This is a genomic window from Roseibium aestuarii (genome assembly GCF_008477545.1).
Lineage (GTDB): Bacteria > Pseudomonadota > Alphaproteobacteria > Rhizobiales > Stappiaceae > Roseibium > Roseibium aestuarii.
In genome coordinates, this window is record NZ_VORA01000006.1 from 1 (window position 1) to 20,059 (window position 20,059).

The window sequence follows — 20,059 nt, forward strand, 5'->3', positions numbered from 1 at the left end:
ATCGTCATCCTCAACGCAAGGATCAGGGACGACCTCGCTAAACAGAGTTGATGACGGCAGCACAGGTGAGAGGTCCCGGATCAGGTCCGGGACGGCCGGCGATGAGCTTGGGGCGGAGGGGCCATCCTTCGGCAGGGTACGAGGTGCCGCCTCAGGACGAAGGTTCATGTGATAAGCGTGCTCATGAGAAGGGGCGCGGGCCGCACGCCAGGCAACAAAAAAGCCGCCCTTTCGGGGCGGCTTCTTGCGTCTTCGGGCGGTCTGACAAAGGTCAGACGCGGCGCTCGACCAGCATCTTCTTGATCTCGGCAATAGCCTTGGCCGGGTTCAGACCCTTGGGGCAGGCTTGCGAGCAGTTCATGATGGTGTGGCAGCGGTAGAGGCGGAAGGGATCTTCCAGGTTGTCCAGACGCTCGCCGGTGGCTTCGTCGCGGCTGTCGATGAGCCAGCGATAGGCCTGCAGCAGGATGGCCGGGCCGAGGTAACGATCGCCGTTCCACCAGTAGCTCGGGCAGGAGGTGGAGCAGCAGGCGCAGAGAATGCACTCGTAGAGGCCGTCCAGCTTCTGGCGATCCTCGTGAGACTGGCGCCATTCCTTTTCCGGTTCCGGGGTCGTCGTCTGCAGCCAGGGCTCGATGGAGCGGTGCTGGGCGTAGAAGCGGGTGAGATCCGGCACCAGATCCTTGACCACCGGCATGTGCGGCAGCGGATAGATCTTGACCACGTCGCCGGCCACTTCTTCCATGCCCTTGGTGCAGGCCAGGGTGTTGGTGCCGTCGATGTTCATCGCGCAGGACCCGCAGATCCCCTCGCGGCAGGACCGCCGGAAGGTCAGGGTCGGGTCGATGTTGTTCTTGATGTAGATGAGCCCGTCGAGAACCATCGGACCGCAGTCGTCGAGATCGACGAAATAGGTGTCGACCCGGGGATTGCGTCCGTCATCCGGGTTCCAGCGGTAGATCCGGTATTCACGCAGGTTGGTCGCGCCGGCGGGCTTGTCCCATACCTTGCCTTCCGTCACCTGGGAGTTCCGGGGAAGCGTCAGCTGAACCATTTTTCTTCGCTCCGCATTTGGGCCCTGGTGTCGCGTCCGGGCCGCGTTCGAAACGGTCTGGTGACTTACGTCAGCGCGAAGACCGTGTTGTCGTCGGTTTCACCGGCGTTCCCGTAACCGAGGGCCGGCAGAAGCGCCAGGCAATCCTCGGCCCAGTGGGACCGGCAATTGGTTTCAAGCAGTATGACACGGGGCCAGAGGTCCCGCGGGGAAGACTTCAGGAACGGCAGGAGGACGCGGTCCTCGAAGCCTTCCACATCCACCTTCATCACGTCGATCCGGGTCAACCCGGCCTGCACCACCACATCGGCCAGGGGGCGGACCGGAACCCGGGTGGGGCGCCAGTCGCCGGCCCATTCGCCGGTGGTGAGGTCGGGCACCAGGGTCGCAAAGCCGCAATTGGACGGCTCGGACCACAGGTCCAGTTCACCGGCCTCGGCCCCCACCGCCGTCTCCGCGATGCGGATGACGCCGGAGAACCCGTTGGCCGCCGCATTGAAGCGCAACTTCGCCGCCGTTTCCGGGTTGGCCTCGACCGCCAGAACCTCTGCCCCGCGCGAGGCGGCGAAGAGGGAATAGCTGCCGATGTTGGCGCCCACATCCACGAAGCAGGTGCCCGTGGAAAGATGAGCGGCCAGAAGCTTGTGCTCCGCCCGCTCGGGCAGACGGCCCTTGGCCAGGATCTTGCGATCGTCGTAATTCGCACCCGGATAGATGCGGAACTTCAGCCCTTCGGCTTCCGTGTCATAGGGCCCGGCGAAGAAGCGGGCGACGAGAGAGCGGATGCGCTTGCGCAGGGAGGCGGACAGATCGTGCCGATCCGCCAGCCGCCAGGCCGCCTTGACCAGACCTTCGGCACGATAGGTGCCGAAGGGACTGGTCACATCCGTCAGGGTCGCCGTCATGCTCACCGGGCGCCTTGCTCCTTAGTAGACGCGCGCCTTGGGCGCGATCTTCTTCGGGTCGATGCCGCCGTCCTCGTATTTGGTCAGCGGATCGAGGACGACCGGACGGTAGTCCAGCTTCACGTCACCGGCCTCATTGACCCATGCGAGGGTGTGCTTGCGCCATTCGTCGTCGTTACGACCGCCGAGCGGACCGTCCTTGTAGTCCTCGCGCGCATGGGCCCCGCGGGACTCCTTGCGGGCTTCGGCGCCGTAGACGGTGGTGATGGCGTTGGCCATCAGGTTTTCCAGCTCGAGGGTTTCCACCAGGTCGGAGTTCCAGATCATCGACCGGTCGGTGACCTTGATGTCCTTCAGCTCGCCCCAGATGGTGGACAGACGCTTGCAGCCCTGCTCCAGGCTTTCCTGGGTGCGGAAGACGGCTGCGTCTTCCTGCATGGCCTTCTGCATCTTCAGGCGCAGGTCAGCCGTCGGCGTGGAGCCGCTGGCGTGACGCAGGCGGTCGAAGCGATCCATGATCTTCTCGCAGGAGGCTTCGCTCGGCTTCGGAGTGGCTTCGTTCGGATCAACCACCTCACGGGCCCGGATCGCGGCCGCGCGGCCGAAGACCACAAGGTCGATGAGGGAGTTGGAACCCAGACGGTTGGCGCCATGCACGGAGGCGCAACCGGCCTCACCCACGGCCATGAGGCCCGGCTGGATGCGGTTCGGATTGGCGCTGTCGGCGTTGAGCACTTCGCCCCAGTAGTTGGTCGGAATGCCGCCCATGTTGTAGTGCACGGTCGGCAGGACCGGGATCGGCTCCTTGGTGACATCCACGCCGGCGAAGATCTTCGCGCTTTCGGAGATGCCCGGGAGACGCTCTGCCAGCAGGGCCGGATCCAGGTGATCCAGATGCAGGAAGATGTGGTCCTTGTTCTTGCCGACGCCGCGGCCTTCGCGGATTTCCAGCGTCATGCAGCGGGACACCACGTCGCGGGACGCGAGGTCCTTGGCGGACGGGGCGTAACGCTCCATGAAGCGCTCGCCTTCGGAGTTGACGAGATAGCCGCCTTCGCCGCGTGCGCCTTCGGTGATCAGACAGCCGGAGCCGTAGATGCCGGTCGGGTGGAACTGCACGAACTCCATGTCCTGGAGCGGCAGGCCCGCACGGGCCACCATGCCGCCGCCGTCACCGGTGCAGGTGTGGGCAGAGGTGGCGGAGAAGTAGGCGCGGCCGTAACCACCGGTAGCGAGCACGACCATCTTGGCCGCGAAGCGGTGGATGGTGCCGTCGTCCAGGTTCCAGGCGATCACGCCCTGACACACGCCGTCTTCCGACATGATCAGGTCCAGTGCGAAATACTCGATGTAGAATTCCGCATTGTGGCGCAGGGACTGGCCATAGAGCGTGTGCAGGATGGCGTGACCGGTCCGGTCGGCAGCGGCACAGGTGCGCTGCACGGGGGGGCCTTCGCCGAAGTTCTGCATGTGGCCGCCGAAGGGGCGCTGATAGATGCGGCCATCTTCGGTGCGCGAGAACGGCACGCCGTAATGTTCCAGCTCGTAGACGGCCTTGGGCGCTTCACGGGCCAGGTATTCCATGGCGTCGGTGTCGCCGAGCCAGTCGGACCCCTTCACCGTGTCGTACATGTGCCATTCCCAGCTGTCCGGCGTCATGTTCTTGAGCGACGCGGCGATGCCACCCTGGGCGGCAACGGTGTGGGAACGGGTCGGGAAGACCTTGGTGATGCAAGCCGTCCGCAGACCCTGCTCGGCCATGCCGAGGGTCGCGCGCAGACCTGCGCCGCCGGCGCCGACCACCACCACATCATAGGTGTGATCGACGAATTCATACGTCTTGGCCATCAGGGTCAGCCTCCAAAGCCAATTTTGAGCACTGCAAAGATGCAGCCGAGACCAACGACCGTGCAGAAGAACGTGTTGGCCATCAGGGTGAGGAACTTGATGCCGTCGCCGTGGACGTAATCCTCGATGATCACCTGCATGCCGAGCTTCATGTGGAAGATGCCCGAGAGGATGACCAGCAGCAGAAGGATCGAGACCAGCGGATTGCTCAGGCAGCTCACCACGTCCTCATAGGAACCGCCCTGAAGGGAGATCACCAGAATGACGAAGGCGGAGATGAGGAACACGTTGGCGACAGCGGTGACGCGCTGCTTCCAGAAGTGATCCGTGCCATCCTTTGCAGAGCCAAGGCCGCGGACCTTGGCAAGAGGGGTGCGCATATCAGACATGATGTTCTCCCTCAGCGGACCATGTAGCCGATGATCCAGAGGACCAGGGTCAGGGTGACCGAGCCGATGATCGTGGCGCGGGCCAGCCATTCGCGGGCTTCGCGTCCAAAGCCGGCTCCCATGTCCCAGATGAAGTGGCGCAGGCCGCCGAGCATGTGATGAACCAGAGCCCAGGTGAACCCGAAGAGGATCAGGCGGCCGATGATCGACCCGTAGATCCCGTTCACGAACTCGAAATACTCCGGACCCGCAGCGGCTGCGATCAGCCACCAGGCCAAAAGAAGCGTCCCGAAATAAAGTGCTCCACCGGTGATGCGGTGAAGAATCGACATGACCATCGTCAGGATCAGCTTGTAGATCTGAAGATGGGGCGACAGGGGGCGGTTGCCCCGCAGGTCGGCATTCGACATGGAAATCTCTCCCGTACGACGCCAGTTTACGCTGACGTAAACGTAACCTTCTCAAGGCGTTGTCTAGAAGCGTTCTAGCGCCAACGTCTCCATTCGTCAAAGCATCGTATGGGGGAAATCTAAACGAGATTTGTGCCGGAAAGCCGATTTTTCAGCGCATTGGACAGGACGGCCACCGGCATCGACCATTTAAACCGATTGATCCCGGCAAAAGGTTATACGTGCCGACAAAGTTTCATGCTCGGTCAAGTCAAGGTGATGGTCGGGTCAGATCGCCTGACCTGCCTTCATGCGCTTGAAGAGATGCATCATGAAGATGGTGGCGAAGATTGGCGTCACGAGATTGAGGATCGGAACGGCCAGAACGCCCGCGATCACCAGTCCGCCCATGAAGACGGTGCCGCTGCGCGCCCGGCGCAGGGCCTTGGCCTCGGCCACCGGCATGAAGCGGGTCGCGGCGAATTCGAAGAACTCGCGTCCGAGCAGGTAGCCGTTGACGAGGAAGAAGGCGACCAGGTTGACCCCGGGAATGAGCAGCAGGAACAGGGCAAAGATATTGCCCAGGATCACCACGCCGGTGAAGCGGATCGCCATCAGGATGGAGGGAATGAAGGCCATGGCGCGGCCGGGCCGGTCGTTCGGGTAATCCCGCGTCTCGACCAGATCGGCAATCTCGTCCTGGAAAAGACCTGCGAGCAGGGCGGAAACCGGGGCGATAAGGAAGCCGAGGACAAAGATCGCGCCGATGCCGGTCAGCAGGGCCAGAACCGTTTCCATCCAGCCGTAAGGCAGCTCGACGAAGCCGGCGAGGACGCCCTGCAGCCCGACCCAGATGGCCAGCAGGATGCCGAGGGTCAGGCCCAGCATCTTCAGGAAGATCGCCCGGAACGGGGCTTCGAAAACCTGGGACATGGCACGGGAAGCTGCGGGGAACATGGTGACTTTCGACAATTGGTGGCGCGTCTCCTCGAGATAGGGAAGATGGGCGGTCGATGCAAGGCCGGCCCGGGCCCGGATCTGACCCGGCAGCACGGATCCCCGCAGCCCTGATCCCCCGACGCCCAGCTCATGGCCACGTGGGGCAGGCTAGAGGACAGTCGCGCCCTCAGCAGCCAGTTGCTTGAACGCCTTCTGCCGGGCGGTCTCGTCGGTCGCCAGAATGGCCTCGCTTGCAAGCTCGACCTGGAAACCTCGCGCGAGGCCCGCCTGGGCCGTCCGGGCGACGCAATAGCACGCGTCCAGCCCGCAGATGCGGAGGGTCCCGACGTTCAGGCTGGCCAGAAGCCGGTCGAGCTCTCCTGTTTCAAAGGCGTCCTGCACGCGCTTGATCAGGATGTGGTCCGGCGCGGCCTTGAAGGGCGCGGCCAGATCTGTGCCCGACGTTCCCGCGATGGCCTGCCCCTTCATCACCAGGCGAGCCAGAACCCGCGTTGACGGGATCGACCATTCCTGGCGAACCGCGATGACCGGCGTTCCGCTGGCCCTTGCCGCGGCAACTTCCGCCAGGACCGCCGCTTGCGCCCGTGCCTTGCTCGCGTCGCTGTAGGCGCGGCCGGCCCAGAAGACGGCCTGCAGGTCGATCAGCAGCAGCGCCCTGCCAGACCTTTCGCCGATCCGCTCGCCCCGGCTCACCCTTCCGATCAGCCGGATGCCATTGGCGAGCCAGAGGAAGACCGCGACCACGGGAGCCGCAACAAGGAGCCAGATCATTCGCGTTCCTCCTTCACGGCGGTCTTCATCTTCTGCAGGAGCGCCGAGGTCACCTGCAACGTCGTCCGGACCTCATCCGGATTCAGCTCGGCACCGAGCGCCGCGACGATCTCGAGCTCGCGCTCCGTGACCCGCGCAATCAGCTGCTCTCCCTTGCCGGTCAGGGCGATGAGCGGCGAGGCCCTGTGCCTCGGGTTGTCCTGTTTCCGGGTCAGGCCTTCTGCCAGCGTTTCATTGACCATCACCTGCACGTATTGCCGCTTGATCTCCAGATGAACGGCAATGTCCGGCACACTCAGGCTGCCGTGCCTCAGCAGGATCTCGAGGACGGCGCGCGCCCTCACGGTCAGGCCGGTGCCCTGGAGCCCCTGCTCCACCAGCGTCTCGGCCGCCTGCATCAGCGGGCGCGACATCCAGATAATCTTGTAAAGATCGTCATGCTTCATCATGACATTAGTCATGTCAGATTGACATGTATGATGTCAAAATATTTCTGATCGAGAGGCCACAGGCAATACCCGGTCTGCGTGGCGCCGGTCGTGGCACGGAACAGTTGTGAATGAGGCGGGTGTCTGCGCGGGTCCGGCGTGCTGGACGTGTCAGACCCGAGTGCGGGCCTTCAGGGCTTGGGCAAGCGTGCCCTCGTCGAGATAGTCGAGTTCGCCGCCCACCGGCACGCCATGGGCAAGGCGGGTGACGTTGACGTCGAGACCGGTCAGCCGGTCCATGATGTAATGGGCCGTGGTCTGACCCTCGACGGTGGCGTTGATCGCGAGGATCACCTCGGCGACCTCTCCCGACCGGCAGCGCTCGACCAGGCTCTCGATGTTGAGGTCTTCCGGCCCCACGCCGTCGAGCGGCGACAGGGTGCCGCCGAGCACGTGATAGGGCGCGTTGATGGCCGCCGCCCGTTCCAGGGCCCAGAGATCGGCCACGTCTTCCACCACCACCAGAACCGAGCGGTCACGCTTCGGGTCGGCACAGATGGCGCAAGGGTTGGTGGTGTCCACGGTGCCGCAGGTGTCGCAGACGCCGACCTTCGCCACCGCCACGCCCATGGCCTCGGCCAGCGGAACGAGCAGCTGCTCCTTCTTCTTGATGAGCTGAAGCGCCGCACGGCGCGCCGAGCGCGGCCCGAGCCCGGGCAGGCGGGCGAGCAGCTGGATCAGGCGCTCGATTTCAGGACCGACAACTTTGTTCTGCGCCATCGTTTCACATCTTCACATTCGGAAATCCGCCCTCACCCGGACCTCGCGGTCCGACCTCTCCCCCGCCGGGGAGAGGTTGATTGGCGCATGCCTTTCGGCCTGTCCCCTTCGCCTCTTCAAGGGGAGAAGGTGCCCCGGAGGGGCGGATGAGGGGTGTCAATCAAGACTCAGAACGGCAGCTTCATGCCTGCGGGAAGGCCCATGCCGCTCATCAGCTCCTGGGTCTTTTCCTGCATCTGAGTCTCGGCCTTGACGCGGGCTTCCGTGTGGGCGGCGATGATCAGGTCTTCCAGGATCTCCACGTCCTCTTCCTTGAAGAGAGACGGGTCGATCTTGAGGGAGCGGATCTCGCCCTTGCCGGCGATGGTGATCTTGACCAGGCCGCCACCGGCGGTGCCTTCGGTCTCGATCTCGGCAAAGGCCTGCTGCAGGTCGCCCATCTTTTCCTGCATCTGCTTGGCCTGCTTCATCATCTTGAGGAAGTCCATGATCCCCGTCTCCATGCTGTGGGTCTGTGTGTTTGCGGTCGGCCCCGCGAAGGGGCCGGGTCCGGTCTCTGCCCCTGCCTTAGTGCAGCGGGCGGCCGGTGACAATTCCCTATGTCAGGTGCCACTGTCTGGTCCCTATATCGGGAGCCGGTCAGGCTTCGTCCAGATCATCGTCGCCCAGCGCCTCGGAGAGAAGCGGATCGACCAGACCGGCCTCCTCCTCTTCTTCCTCATGCACCCGGATGTCGACAATGCGCGCGCCGGGGAACTGGCTGAGCAGGGCAGCGACAGTCGGGTGCGCCTTGGCGTCGGAGAGGAGCTGCTGCTGGTTGGCCTCCTCCTCCTCGTGGATCGTCGGGCGGCCGGGGGACTGGCTGACCACCACCACCCAGCGCATGCCGGTCCATTCGGTCAGCTTGCGGCCGAATTCCCCTGCGATGTCCGGCTGGGCATCCTCGGTCGGCTGGATCTCGATCCGGCCGGGCTCGAACTTGACGAGCCGCATGTGGCGGTTGATCGCCACCTTCATCATGATGTCGCGCTTCTCGGAAGCCAGGGCCGCGCAGTCGCGCAGGTTGGACAGTCCGACGGCGGGTGCCGCAACGGGCTGGGGCGCATTGCCGGGCATGGGGCGCGCGGCAACGCGCGGCGCGCCCTGGGGCAGGCCACCCTGAATGGCGGAGAGCTGCGGGCGCGGCTGAGCCTGTGCCCCCTGCAGCATGGCCGTCGGGCCGCCAGAGCCGCCAGAGGGCGCCCCGTGAGTGCCATAGGCCTGAAGTCCGGAACCGGACGGGCCCGATCCGCCTCCGCCGCCAGAGCCGCCACCACCGGACGGGCCACCAGAGGGACCACCGGGCACAAGCGTGCCATTGCGCAGCTGGTTGAGCAGGTCGGACGGGTCGGGCAGGTCGGCCGAATAGGCGAGGCGCACGAGAACCATGTCCGCCGCAGCAAGCGGCTTGGGGGCGGCCTGAACTTCCTGGATGCCCTTGAGCAGGATCTGCCAGGCCCGCGACAGCAGGCGCATGGAGAGCTTCTCGGCAAATTCCCGCCCGCGCAGCCGCTCGGTCTCGGTCACGGAGACCTCGTCGCCGGCCTGGGGCACCACCTTCATGCGAGTCACAAGATGGGTGAAGTCCGCCAGATCGGTGAGGACAATCGCCGGATCGGCGCCCACCGCATATTGTTGCGCCAGTTCGTCCATGGCAGCGGCGAGGTTGCCGGACACCAGATGGCCGAAGAGATCGATCACCCGGGCGCGGTCGGCGAGACCCAGCATCTGGCGCACGTCGTCGGCGCCGATCTCGCCCTGACCATGAGCCATGGCCTGATCGAGGAGCGAAAGGCTGTCACGGGCCGAGCCCTCCCCGGCGCGGGCGATCAGCGTCAGGGCCTCGTCGGAGATGGAGATGGATTCCGCATCGGAGATGCGGCGCAGAAGACCGACCAGCTTGGGCTGTTCGATGCGGCGCAGGTCGAAGCGCTGGCACCGGGAGAGCACGGTCACCGGCACCTTGCGGATCTCGGTGGTGGCGAAGATGAACTTCACATGTTCCGGCGGCTCTTCCAGCGTCTTCAGCAGGCCGTTGAAGGCCGCGTTGGAGAGCATGTGCACTTCGTCGATGATGTAGACCTTGTAGCGGGCCGTCGCCGGACGATAGCGCGCTGCTTCGGTGATCTCGCGAATGTCGTTGATGCCCGTATGGGAGGCGGCGTCCATCTCGATCACATCGACATGACGGCCCTCCATGATGGCCCGGCAGTGGGTGCCCTCCTGCTCCAGCCGCACGGTCGGACGGTCGATGACGCCAGGCACTTCGTAATTCAGGCCCCGGGCCAGAATGCGGGCGGTCGTCGTCTTGCCCACGCCGCGCACGCCGGTCAGCATCCAGGCCTGCGCGATGCGGCCCGTGTCGAAGGCGTTTTCCAGGGTCTGGACCATGGGCTCCTGCCCGACCAGATCCTCGAAGGTCTCCGGGCGGTACTTGCGCGCCAGCACCCGGTAGGCGCTGTCGCGCGACGCCGGTTTGCCCATGCTGTGATCGGTCGTCAGCGCGGCCGCCGGATCGGCGCCGTGCTGCGGAAAGCCAGTGTCATCCATGAGCGCACCATACTCATTTTTTTCCCGAGTGGGACGGGCTTTTGCAAGTTTTTCTGTGAACGGCAGCCCAGCGCCGGAACCGGCTGCCCCAGCGCGGGTTCCCTTGACAGCCCCCCTGCATGGAGACCCCTCATGGCACCCAGACGCACTCTCGCCGGAGACATGGCCAGCCTCTGGTTCCAGGCTCCGCTCGTCATCGGAATGCGCTGTGGCGCGATGGCCACCGCCGCCCTGACCGGCAAGGCGCAGGATGGCGCGGAGATGAACCGCATGGTCATGGAAAAGGCGAGCGCGTCCGTAGAAGGCGCAACCGCCTTCAATCTGGCCCTTGCCCGGCAGGGGCTGGCGGCGTTTCACGACATCGCCTTCGGGCGGCAACCGACCGCTCAAGCGCGGGCCGGAGAAGCGCTGGCCGCCGCCGCCATGGCGCCCTTCGCCAAGCGCGTGCGCGCCAATGCGCGCCGGCTGTCCCGCCGGCAGGCCTGAAAGCCGAGCCTCAAAAAGCAAAAAGCGCCGCGGAAATCCGACGGCGCTCTGGCTCTTCATGTCCTTCGTCTTCAGATCCATGATCTGAAGTGAGGGTGGGAGGCTGGCACGATGACCCGTACCGAATCTCGTTAGGGCTGCTTCCTTCCGGACCTGACCCGGTTGGCGAGTGGTTCGTCCACCACCAACCTCCCGAGGGCCTTATATCAGCATGAGGGTGGGTCTTGGCAAGAGGGCTTGCCAAGTTTGTTCCCGAGCACGGCAGACCGCCTCCTGGCTTCGTCCTCGCTTGCGAGGGCTGGCTTGCGCGAAGACTGGATTTGCCGGACCGACGGACTATAGTCGGCCCCACCTCAGCCTTGCAGGACGCTTCCATGCCCATGCCCGCCCAGCCTTCCTTTTCCATGACGCCCCGGCTCGAGGGCGACAGCCTGCCCGTGACCGATCTGCCGCTCTGCGCGGTGCGGCTCATGAAGGATGCGAATTATCCCTGGCTGATGCTGATCCCCCGGCGCAATGACATGATCGAGATCATCGATCTGGAGCCGGAGGACCGGTTGCAGCTGATGCGCGAGATCGCCGCCGTGAGCGAAGCGCTGAAATCGGTCAGCGGCTGCGACAAGATCAATGTGGGCGCGCTCGGCAATGTGGTGTCCCAGCTGCATGTCCACGTGGTGGGCCGCTTCCAGGGAGATGCCGCCTGGCCCGGTCCGATCTGGGGCGCGGTGCCGGCCGTGGCCTATGAAGACAATGCGGACACGCGGCTGATCGAACGGCTGCGCGACGCGATTGCCCTCTGAAGGCCGACGCTTCTCCCGTTTCTCTTCTCTCCCTTTTCCGAGCGGATGATTCCGCTGCCTCCCTGTTCCGGATCGCCCATGACCGCCGTCGACACTTCCATCTTCCCCGCCATGAGTTTTTGCGACAATCCGCTGGACCGCTGCTCGGAGCACCGCAGCGACGCGGCCTGGCTCGAGGCCCGTCTGACCGCCGAGGACGCGCGGGTCGTGCTTTGCACCTCCAGCCAGATCGTGCTGCGCTCCGGCGAACCGCCGCTCATCGGCCACACGCTCGAGGCTGCCCTGTCCCTTGGCGCGTCTCGCGAGGAGCTGGTGTTCCTGGGGCAAATGCCGGATGGAACCGCGCCGCTGTTTGCCGGCGCCCTGGAGATGTCGGAAGACGACACGGCCACGCTGGAGGGCTGTTTCGGCATGGACCTGCGGACGCTGGCGCTCAAGCGGCTGGTGAGTGAACCGGATCTGAGCGCGCTCGCCCAGGCCCGCGCCATGCTGCACTGGCACAAGAGCCATCTGTTCTGCGCCCGCTGCGGCAAGCAATCCGACATGCGCGATGCGGGTTACCGGCGCGAATGTTCCTCCTGCGGCGGTCAGCATTTCCCGCGCACCGACCCGGTGGTGATCATGCTCGTCACCGATGGCGACAAGCTGCTGCTTGGCCGCCCGCCGCGGCTGGCCACCGGCGTCTTCACCACGCTGGCAGGCTTCATGGAGCCGGGCGAGACCATCGAGCAGGCGGTGCAACGGGAAACCATGGAAGAGGCCGGCATTCCGGTCGGCGATGTGCGCATTCTCGCCAACCAGCCCTGGCCCTTCCCCGCCAACCTGATGCTCGGCTGCATCGGCCATGCCACGGGAACCGAGATCGCCATGGACGCCAATGAGCTGGAAGCCTGCCGCTGGTGCGACCGGGCGGAAGTGGGACAGATGATCGACGGCACCCATCCGGCGGGCGACCGCATTCCGCCGGCGCTCTCCATTGCCCATCACCTGATCACGGGATGGTACGAAGGCCGCTACGCGTGAGCTCTCGCGGTGCCCGTCTGCCCCGGCCGGTGCCTGTGCTAGGCTGAGCCAACATCAGAATCAGGAGCACTGCCCCATGTTGTCCCCTCGCCTTTGCAAGGCCCTGCGCCGGATTGCCGTGCTGTCTTTCACAGGCCTCGCCGCAACCTCGGCACAAGCCCAGGATGCCGGGTTCCGCAGGTTCCTCGATGCCGAGGTGGCGCCGCTCGCGCGCAGTTCGGGGATCAGCGCGGCCACTCTGGAGGCGGCCTTTGCCGGCATGAGCCCGGACACCTCGCTTCCCGGGCTCGTTGGGCCCGGTGGCAAGGGCAAGGCGCCGGAGATCAACTTCCAGGCCGAATTCCGCAAACCCGCAGGCTACTTCAAGGAGAGCCAGTTCAACGCACTGGCGGGGCCCGGCCGGGCGCTGATGAAGAAGCATGGGGCGGCGCTGAGCCAGATCGAGGCGCGCTACGGGGTTCCGGCGCGGATCATCCTGGCAATCTGGGCGCGGGAATCCGGCTATGGCGGGGCGAAAATCCCCCATGACGCGCTGCGGGTTCTGGCCACACGTGCCTATATGGGCGAGCGCCGGGACTATTTCCGCGACGAACTGGTGGCGGCGCTGAAGATCCTGCAGAACGGAGACATCTCTCGCAAGGGTCTGAAGAGCTCCTGGGGCGGGGCCCTCGGTCAGCCGCAATTCATGCCGAGCAACTTCCTGAAATACGCCGTCGACTTCGATGGGGACGGGCACCGCAACATTTGGACCTCCGACGTCGATACGATGGCCTCCATCGCCCACTACCTGTCGGAACACGGGTGGCAGCGCGGACGGGACTGGGGCTACGAGGCGGTGATCCCCCAGACCATCTCCTGCGCCGAGGAGGGCCCGGACAACCGTCGCCCGATCGCCGAATGGGTGCGCGCCGGGGTGACACGGGCGAATGGCAAGCCCTTCCCGGCGGGAGAACTGCCCCTGGCCGGCAACATCCTGATGCCGGCGGGCCGCTACGGTCCGGCCTTCATCGCCACGGAAAACTTCTACGTGCTCAAGGCCTATAACGAGAGCGATACCTACGCGCTTTTCGTTGGCCATCTGGCAGACCGCTACGGGTCCGATGCGGGTTTCATTCAAGGTTGGAAGCCAACGAAGGACACCACCCGTGGCGCCGTGCGAAACCTGCAGAAGGCGCTGGAGGCCAAGGGCCATGATGTGGGCGGCACCGACGGACTGATCGGCTTCAAGACCCGCCGGTCCATCGGCCGGGATCAGGAGAAGAACGGCTATTACCCCACCTGCTGGGTGGGATGATCCACACCCCAACGCGTCCGTCTTGCAAAGCGCCGCGCGGACCCTGTGCAAATTGACGTAAAGTCATTTCAGGCAGGATCTTGCGCGTGATGAATTTTCCCAGACTGACCGCGCGCTATCGCCGGCTTCTCAAGTCCTTCGTGAAGCGCACCCGGCATTTTTTCCTGTTTCGCCATGGGCGTCACGGCTACCTGCTCCTGAATGCCACGGAGCCGACCTCCCGCGAACTCTTCGCGGGCTACACCTATGACTATGACACGCTTGACTTCATCGCCGACCTGATCCGTCGGGAAAAGGTGACCGTCTTTCTGGATGTGGGCGCCAACTGGGGCAGCTATTCGCTGATGGCGGCCCGCGCCGGCGTGCCCCGGGTCGAGGCCTTCGAGCCCAATCGCAAGGTCTTCGGCCAGCTTGCCGCCAATATCGTCCTCAATGACCTGCACCGGCAGATCCGGGCCTGGAACGTGGCCGCCAGCGACCGGAACGGTGAGGGCGAGCTCTTCCTCGATCCACGCGCCACCGACGTCTCCACCCTGACGCCGGACCGCATGGATGCGAAGTGGAGCTACAGCGACCGGCTGCTCTGTGCCATGCGCCGCCTCGACGATTTCATGCCGCTGAGCGGAGAGACCCTCTTCGTGAAGGTGGACGTGGAAGGGGCCGAAGCCCTCGTCTTCTCAGGCATGCGGGAGATCCTCTCCCGAAACCGGGTGCATCTTCTCGTCGAACTTCTGGACGACCGGGACAAGGCCATCGCCAAGCTCAAGGAGCTGGGACTGAAACCCGTGAAGACCTTCGGGACCAACACCTATTTCACCAACAGCGCGCCCTCCGCCGAAGAGGAGCGTGAGGGTGCCCCGCAACCCCTTGCTGCCATGTCCAGCGCCTTCGCCTGACCGTGGTTCAGCCTTGAGACGGCGTCGCTTAGGCGCTGTGTCCTCTCGGAAATCAGCGCAAAGAGCTGGAATTGTCTTGCCATGAGCGGCTTGCGGGGCGGAGAATGAGAACCTTCCTTCCCTCCCCGGATGGTCTCGGCCCGTGAGACAGCCCAAGCTTCTGACCACCATGAGAACCTACTCATGGTCTCTTTTCCTGTCCGACCTTGCTGCCGGCATCACCGTCGCGATGGTGGCGCTGCCGCTGAGCCTGGCGATCGCCATCGCGTCCGGCGCGGATCCGGGCACCGGCCTCGTCACGGCCATCGTCGGCGGCTTCTTCATCTCGGCGCTTGGCGGCAGCCGGGTGCAGATCGGCGGGCCGACCGGGGCCTTCATCGTCGTGGTCTACGGGGTGATTGCCAGCCACGGGCTTTCCGGACTGGTTCTGGCGACCTTCATGGCCGGGATCCTGCTCCTGATTGCCGGGTTCTTCCGCATCGGCCGGCTGATTTCCCATGTGCCGGAAGCGGTCGTCAACGGCTTCACCATCGGCATCGCCATCATCATCGCCTCGAGCCAGCTCAAGGATTTTCTGGGGCTGGATGTCAGCAACCTGCCGGCGGACTTTCTGGAGAAGATCCCGGTGCTGTGGGCCGCGCGGGACACCGCGAATCCGTCCACGCTCACGGTGGCGTTGCTCTCTCTCGGGCTGATCATCCTGTTCCGGCGGCTGGCGCCGAAGCTTCCCGGGCTGATCGTCGCCGTCGCCATCGGCTCGCTTGCCGTGGTTCTCGGCGGACTGCCCGTCGACACGATTGCGACCCGCTTCGGCGCCCTGCCCTCGTCCCTGCCCGCGCCCCACCTGCCTGATCTCTCGCTGGCGCGGGTCATCGAGCTCTTTCCGTCTGCCGTGGTCATCGCCTTTCTGGCCGGGGTGGAGTCCCTCCTGTCGGCGCTTGTCGCCGATCGGATGATCGACGGTCACCACCGGCCCAATGCGGAGCTGCTGGCGCAAGGGGCGGGCAACATCGCCTCATCCCTCTTCGGCGGATTGCCGGTCACCGGCGCCATCGCGCGCACGGCAACGAACATCCGGGCAGGCGGCAAGACCCCCGTCGCGGGCATGGTGCACGCGCTCGTCATCCTGATCGTGATGCTGGTGGCCGCACCGCTCGCCGGCTATCTCGCCCTGCCCGCCATGGCGGCGGTGCTGATCATGACCGCCTGGAACATGAGCGAACCGCACAAATGGGCCGGCTATCTGGCCGAGCCCTGGACCGACAGGATCCTGCTGCTGGTGACCCTTGTGCTGACGGTTGTGGTGGACCTGACGGTCGCTATCGGCGTCGGGGTGGCGCTGGGACTGCTGCTGCGGCTACGCCACGCCGAGGTGCTGCCGGAGGACTGGACCCCGCCGGAGCGGTGAGCGTCAGCCCTCACCCGATCCTTGCGGATCGACCTCTCCCAAACCCGGGAGAGGTTTTCCTGAGCATCTGCGGATTGCCTTATGCGCTGACCACCCCCTCCGGAGCGGTCTCGATGCGGAAGGCGGCCGCCATCAGAGCCTTGGTATAATCGGTCTTCGGCGCCTCGAAGATCTCGTGGGCCTGACCCTGTTCCACCACCTTGCCCGACTTCATCACCACCACCTCGTTGGCCAGCGCACGGACCACCTTGAGGTCGTGGGAAATGAAGAGATAGGCGAGGCCATGCTTCTTCTGCAGATCGCGCAGGAGATCGACCACCTGAGCCTGCACGCTCATGTCGAGGGCCGAGGTCGGCTCGTCGAGCATCACGAATTTCGGCTCCAGCACCATGGCCCGGGCAATCGAGATACGCTGACGCTGGCCGCCGGAGAATTCATGCGGATAGCGGAAGCGGGTGGCGGCATCGAGGCCGACCTCTTCCAGCGCGCGGGCCACGCGGGTGTCGCGCTCCTCGGCGGTGATGCCCGGGAAATGGACAGCGAGCCCTTCTCCCACGATATCGGCGACGGACATGCGTGGACTGAGCGCGCCGAACGGGTCCTGGAAGACGATCTGCATGTCCCGGCGCAGCGGGCGCATGTCCTTCCAGCCAAGGCCCTGAATGTCCGCGCCCTTGAAGGCGATGCGGCCAGTGGAGGAAATCATGCGCAGGATGGCGAGACCCAGAGTGGTCTTGCCCGAGCCGCTCTCTCCCACGATGCCCAGCGTCTGACCTTCACGCACCGTGACGTCGATGCCGTCGACCGCCTTCACGTGGCCGACCGTGCGCCGCAGGAAACCGCGCCGGATCGGGAACCAGACCTTGAGGTCTTCGGCTCGGACCACGACCGGTGCGCTGTCGTCATGGGCCGGGGGGCTGCCCTTGGGTTCGGCCGCCAGCAGGTGGCGGGTGTATTCATGTTGAGGATTGGCGAAGATCTCGGCCACCGGGCCGCTCTCGACGATCTCGCCCTTCGTCATCACGCAGACCCGGTCGGCGAACTTGCGCACGATGCCGAGGTCATGGGTGATGAAGAGCATCGCCATGCCTTCTTGGCGCTGCAGGTCCTTCAGCAGCTTCAGGATCTGGGCCTGCACCGTCACGTCGAGCGCGGTGGTCGGCTCATCGGCAATCAGCAGGTCCGGCTCGTTGGCCAGCGCCATGGCGATCATCACGCGCTGGCGCTGCCCGCCGGAAAGCTGGTGCGGATAGGAGCCGAGCCGGGTTTCCGGCTCGGGAATGCCCACCTTGGTCAGAAGGTCGATCACCCGCTCGCGCGCCTGGCGCTCGCCCATGCCGCGGTGGATCTTCAGCACCTCGGCGATCTGGCGCTCCACCGTATGCAGCGGATTGAGCGAGGTCATCGGCTCCTGGAAGATCATGGAGATCTTGTTGCCGCGCACCTTGCGGATGGCCGTGTCGCCGGCGGTCAGAAGATCCTTGCCCTGAAACAGGATCTGGCCGGTCGGATGGGAGGCCGGCGGATAGGGCAGGAGTTTCAGCACGGACAATGCGGAGACGGACTTGCCCGAGCCGCTCTCGCCCACCAGCGCCAGGGTCTCTCCCTTGCGGATGGAGAAGGAGATGCGGTTCACGGCAAGGCTGCGGGTCTCGCCCTCGCCGAAGGCCACGGAAAGGTCGCGCACATCCAGCAGCGGTTGATCCTGCGGGGTCTTGGCGGTCATGGAGGTCTCGTCACTCATGGATCGCCCTTTCAACGGAAGCTCTTGCGCGGGTCGAAGGCATCACGCACCGCCTCGCCGATGAAGATCAGCAGGGACAGCATGAGCGAGATGACGATGAAGCCGGTGATGCCGAGCCAGGGCGCCTGAAGGTTGTTCTTGCCCTGGGCCAGCAGCTCTCCGAGCGACGGCGAGCCGGGAGGCAGGCCAAAGCCGAGGAAGTCCAGCGCCGTGAGGGTGGAGATCGAGCCGTTCAGGATGAAGGGCAGGAAGGTCAGCGTGGCCACCATGGCATTGGGCAGCAGATGGCGCCACATGATGGTGAGGTTGGACACGCCCAGCGCCCGGGCGGCGGAGATATATTCGAAGTTGCGGCCGCGCAGGAACTCCGCCCGAACCACGCCCACCAGCGCCAGCCAGGAGAAGGCCAGCAGGATGCCGAAGAGGGTCCAGAAGCCGGGGATGAGCACCGAGGAGACGATCAGGATCAGATAGAGGGTCGGAATCGCCGACCAGATCTCGATGAAGCGCTGGAACAGCAGATCGACCCAGCCGCCGTAATAGCCCTGAACCGCACCGGCCGCGATGCCGATGAAGGACGAGGCCACGGTGAGCGTGAGGCCGAAGATGACCGAGATGCGGAAGCCATAGACCAGACGCGCCAGAACATCGCGGCCCTGATCATCCGTGCCGAGCCAGTTCCAGTTGCCGACGACGCAATTGGGATCGTTCGCCCCTTCCGGGTACTGGGCGCAACGGGTCTCCTTGTCCATGGACCAGGAGGGCGGTGCGGGGGCCGGCACCGGGATCTCGTTGTTCACCGTCCGATAGGAGTACCGCACCGGCGGCCAGAGCATCCAGCCATTGGCGCCGATCTCCTCCTGGATGAAGGGATCGCGATAGTCGGTCACGGCGAGGAAGCCGCCGAACTTCTCTTCCGGATAGTCCACCAGAACCGGCGCCAGCAGCTCGCCCTTGTAGCTGACGAGGATCGGCTTGTCGCTGACCAGCACCTCGGCGAGGAGGCTGAGGCCGAAGAGAACGAGGAAGATCCAGAGCGACCAGACGCCACGCCGGTTGGCCTGGAAGTTGGCGAGGCGGCGGCGGTTGATCGGCGACAGGCGATGCCGCTCGACCGGGACAGGAGACGAGTTCATGGGCGCAGGAGTTGCGGTGCTGTCCATGGTCAGACCTCCCGGCTTTCGAAGTCGATCCGCGGATCGATCCAGGTGTAGGTCAGGTCGGACAGAAGGGTTACCAGCAGGCCCATGAGGGAGAAGATGTAGAGGGTGGCGAAGACCACCGCGTAATCGCGATTGATGACGGATTCAAAGCCGAGCAGCCCGAGACCGTCGAGAGAGAACACCGTCTCGATGAGCAGGGAGCCGGCAAAGAAGGCGGAGATGAACGCGCCCGGGAATCCCGCCACCACGATCAGCATCGCGTTGCGGAAGACGTGACCGTAAAGCACCTTGCGCTCGCTCAGACCCTTGGCCCGGGCGGTCACCACATATTGCTTGCGGATCTCGTCGAGGAAGGAATTCTTTGTCAGCAGCGTCGTGGTGGCAAAGGCAGACAGGGCCATGGCCGTCAGGGGCAGGGCCAGATGCCAGAAATAGTCGACGATGCGCATGGGCCAGGAGAGGCTCTCCCAGTTTTCCGAGGTCAGACCGCGCAAGGGGAAGAGATCGAGGAACGAGCCCCCGGCAAAGAGCACGATGAGCAGAACCGCGAAGAGGAAGCTCGGGATGGCATAGGCCACCACCACCACGGCCGAAGTCCAGACATCGAAGGTCGAGCCGTCGGAAACCGCCTTGCGGATCCCCAGCGGAATGGAAATCGCATAGGAAATCAGCGTCATCCAGAGACCGAGGGAGATGGAAACCGGCATCTTCTCCTTGATCAGCTCGAGGATGCTGATGTCGCGGAAATAGCTCTCGCCGAAGTCGAAGCGCGCGTAGTCCCACATCATGCCGACAAAGCGTTCGAGCGGCGGCTTGTCGAAGCCGAATTGCGCCTCCAGCTCCTTGATGAATTCGGGATCCAGCCCTTGCGCGCCGCGATACTTGGAGGAAACCCCATCCATGGTGCCGACGCTGTCGGCGCCGGGTGCCATGTCGGAGCTGCCGCCAGAGATGCGCGCGGTGGCGGACACGTCATTTCCCTGGAGCTGGGCGATCACCCGCTCCACCGGTCCGCCGGGCGCGAATTGAATGATGAAGAAATTCACCGCCATGATGCCGATCAGGGTCGGGATCATGAGGAGCAGACGTCGCAGAATGTAAGCGCCCATGCAGCTTTGCTCTTGTCTCTTGG

Annotated in this window: 20 protein-coding genes and 1 other RNA gene; 6 read left to right on the forward strand and 15 right to left on the reverse strand. The window is 64.8% G+C overall.

What is annotated here, in order from left to right:
* Positions 1-271: 271 nt before the first annotated feature.
* The 11 genes from FR728_RS16615 to FR728_RS16665 form a co-directional block, all read right to left on the reverse strand.
* Positions 272-1,054 carry a succinate dehydrogenase iron-sulfur subunit gene (locus FR728_RS16615; protein WP_149893877.1) on the reverse strand — a complete coding sequence of 261 codons (783 nt, stop codon included), beginning with the start codon at positions 1,052-1,054 and terminating at the stop codon, positions 272-274.
* 65 nt (positions 1,055-1,119) lie between these two features.
* Positions 1,120-1,959, reverse strand: a complete 840-nt coding sequence (locus FR728_RS16620) for an FkbM family methyltransferase (RefSeq protein WP_149893998.1) — start codon at positions 1,957-1,959, stop codon at positions 1,120-1,122.
* Positions 1,960-1,980: 21 nt separating this feature from the next.
* Complete coding sequence (gene sdhA / locus FR728_RS16625) at positions 1,981-3,807, reverse strand: succinate dehydrogenase flavoprotein subunit (protein ID WP_149893878.1); 1,827 nt, start codon at positions 3,805-3,807, stop codon at positions 1,981-1,983.
* 5 nt (positions 3,808-3,812) lie between these two features.
* Positions 3,813-4,196: a succinate dehydrogenase, hydrophobic membrane anchor protein gene (sdhD, locus tag FR728_RS16630; RefSeq protein ID WP_149893879.1), complete on the reverse strand. Its 384-nt coding sequence runs from the start codon at positions 4,194-4,196 to the stop codon at positions 3,813-3,815.
* Between the two features lie 11 nt (positions 4,197-4,207).
* A complete protein-coding gene (gene sdhC, locus FR728_RS16635) occupies positions 4,208-4,606 on the reverse strand; it encodes a succinate dehydrogenase, cytochrome b556 subunit (protein ID WP_149893880.1) in 399 nt (132 codons plus the stop codon).
* A gap of 267 nt (positions 4,607-4,873) precedes the next feature.
* Entirely contained in the window at positions 4,874-5,542 is a 669-nt protein-coding gene (locus tag FR728_RS16640) for a sulfate transporter family protein (RefSeq protein ID WP_149893999.1), read from the reverse strand.
* 150 nt (positions 5,543-5,692) lie between these two features.
* The gene (locus tag FR728_RS16645; RefSeq protein WP_149893881.1) at positions 5,693-6,316 is read right to left on the reverse strand and encodes an isochorismatase family protein; all 624 of its coding nucleotides are present in this window, start codon (positions 6,314-6,316) and stop codon (positions 5,693-5,695) included.
* Positions 6,313-6,765 (reverse strand): MarR family winged helix-turn-helix transcriptional regulator, encoded by a 453-nt coding sequence (locus FR728_RS16650; RefSeq protein WP_149893882.1) that lies wholly within the window; start codon positions 6,763-6,765, stop codon positions 6,313-6,315. The genes FR728_RS16645 and FR728_RS16650 overlap by 4 nt, the downstream gene beginning before the upstream one ends.
* A 150-nt stretch (positions 6,766-6,915) precedes the next feature.
* Positions 6,916-7,524: a recombination mediator RecR gene (recR, locus tag FR728_RS16655; RefSeq protein ID WP_149893883.1), complete on the reverse strand. Its 609-nt coding sequence runs from the start codon at positions 7,522-7,524 to the stop codon at positions 6,916-6,918.
* A gap of 167 nt (positions 7,525-7,691) precedes the next feature.
* Positions 7,692-8,012, reverse strand: coding sequence for a YbaB/EbfC family nucleoid-associated protein (locus tag FR728_RS16660; RefSeq protein ID WP_149893884.1), 321 nt, complete (start codon positions 8,010-8,012; stop codon positions 7,692-7,694).
* Positions 8,013-8,163: 151 nt separating this feature from the next.
* Positions 8,164-10,113, reverse strand: a complete 1,950-nt coding sequence (locus tag FR728_RS16665) for a DNA polymerase III subunit gamma/tau (protein ID WP_280115354.1) — start codon at positions 10,111-10,113, stop codon at positions 8,164-8,166.
* A 132-nt stretch (positions 10,114-10,245) separates the two neighbouring features.
* Between FR728_RS16665 and FR728_RS16670 the strand changes: the two genes are divergently transcribed.
* Positions 10,246-10,599, forward strand: a complete 354-nt coding sequence (locus FR728_RS16670) for a hypothetical protein (RefSeq protein ID WP_149893885.1) — start codon at positions 10,246-10,248, stop codon at positions 10,597-10,599.
* A 95-nt stretch (positions 10,600-10,694) separates the two neighbouring features.
* Here the strand turns inward: FR728_RS16670 and ffs are convergent.
* An RNA gene (gene ffs / locus FR728_RS16675) (signal recognition particle sRNA small type) lies at positions 10,695-10,792 on the reverse strand.
* 181 nt (positions 10,793-10,973) lie between these two features.
* Here ffs and FR728_RS16680 point away from each other — a divergent pair.
* The 5 genes from FR728_RS16680 to FR728_RS16700 all read left to right on the forward strand — a co-directional run bounded on the left by FR728_RS16680 (position 10,974) and on the right by FR728_RS16700 (position 16,020).
* On the forward strand, positions 10,974-11,399 hold the full coding sequence (locus FR728_RS16680; RefSeq protein WP_244304704.1) for an HIT family protein: 426 nt from the start codon (positions 10,974-10,976) through the stop codon (positions 11,397-11,399).
* Between the two features lie 78 nt (positions 11,400-11,477).
* Positions 11,478-12,422 carry an NAD(+) diphosphatase gene (gene nudC, locus FR728_RS16685; protein ID WP_208998882.1) on the forward strand — a complete coding sequence of 315 codons (945 nt, stop codon included), beginning with the start codon at positions 11,478-11,480 and terminating at the stop codon, positions 12,420-12,422.
* 76 nt (positions 12,423-12,498) lie between these two features.
* Positions 12,499-13,716 carry a lytic murein transglycosylase gene (locus FR728_RS16690; RefSeq protein WP_149893886.1) on the forward strand — a complete coding sequence of 406 codons (1,218 nt, stop codon included), beginning with the start codon at positions 12,499-12,501 and terminating at the stop codon, positions 13,714-13,716.
* An 89-nt stretch (positions 13,717-13,805) separates the two neighbouring features.
* Positions 13,806-14,612 carry an FkbM family methyltransferase gene (locus FR728_RS16695; protein ID WP_149893887.1) on the forward strand — a complete coding sequence of 269 codons (807 nt, stop codon included), beginning with the start codon at positions 13,806-13,808 and terminating at the stop codon, positions 14,610-14,612.
* Positions 14,613-14,754: 142 nt separating this feature from the next.
* Positions 14,755-16,020, forward strand: a complete 1,266-nt coding sequence (locus FR728_RS16700) for a SulP family inorganic anion transporter (RefSeq protein WP_208998883.1) — start codon at positions 14,755-14,757, stop codon at positions 16,018-16,020.
* Positions 16,021-16,099: 79 nt separating this feature from the next.
* Here the strand turns inward: FR728_RS16700 and FR728_RS16705 are convergent, their stop codons facing one another.
* Genes FR728_RS16705 through FR728_RS16715 form a run of 3 tightly spaced genes read right to left on the reverse strand, consistent with a single transcriptional unit; the run spans position 16,100 to position 20,036 of the window.
* Positions 16,100-17,764 (reverse strand): ABC transporter ATP-binding protein, encoded by a 1,665-nt coding sequence (locus FR728_RS16705; RefSeq protein ID WP_244304706.1) that lies wholly within the window; start codon positions 17,762-17,764, stop codon positions 16,100-16,102.
* A gap of 11 nt (positions 17,765-17,775) precedes the next feature.
* Positions 17,776-18,927, reverse strand: a complete 1,152-nt coding sequence (locus FR728_RS16710) for an ABC transporter permease (RefSeq protein WP_149893888.1) — start codon at positions 18,925-18,927, stop codon at positions 17,776-17,778.
* Between the two features lie 2 nt (positions 18,928-18,929).
* On the reverse strand, positions 18,930-20,036 hold the full coding sequence (locus FR728_RS16715) for a microcin C ABC transporter permease YejB (RefSeq protein ID WP_149893889.1): 1,107 nt from the start codon (positions 20,034-20,036) through the stop codon (positions 18,930-18,932).
* Positions 20,037-20,059 lie beyond the last annotated feature (23 nt).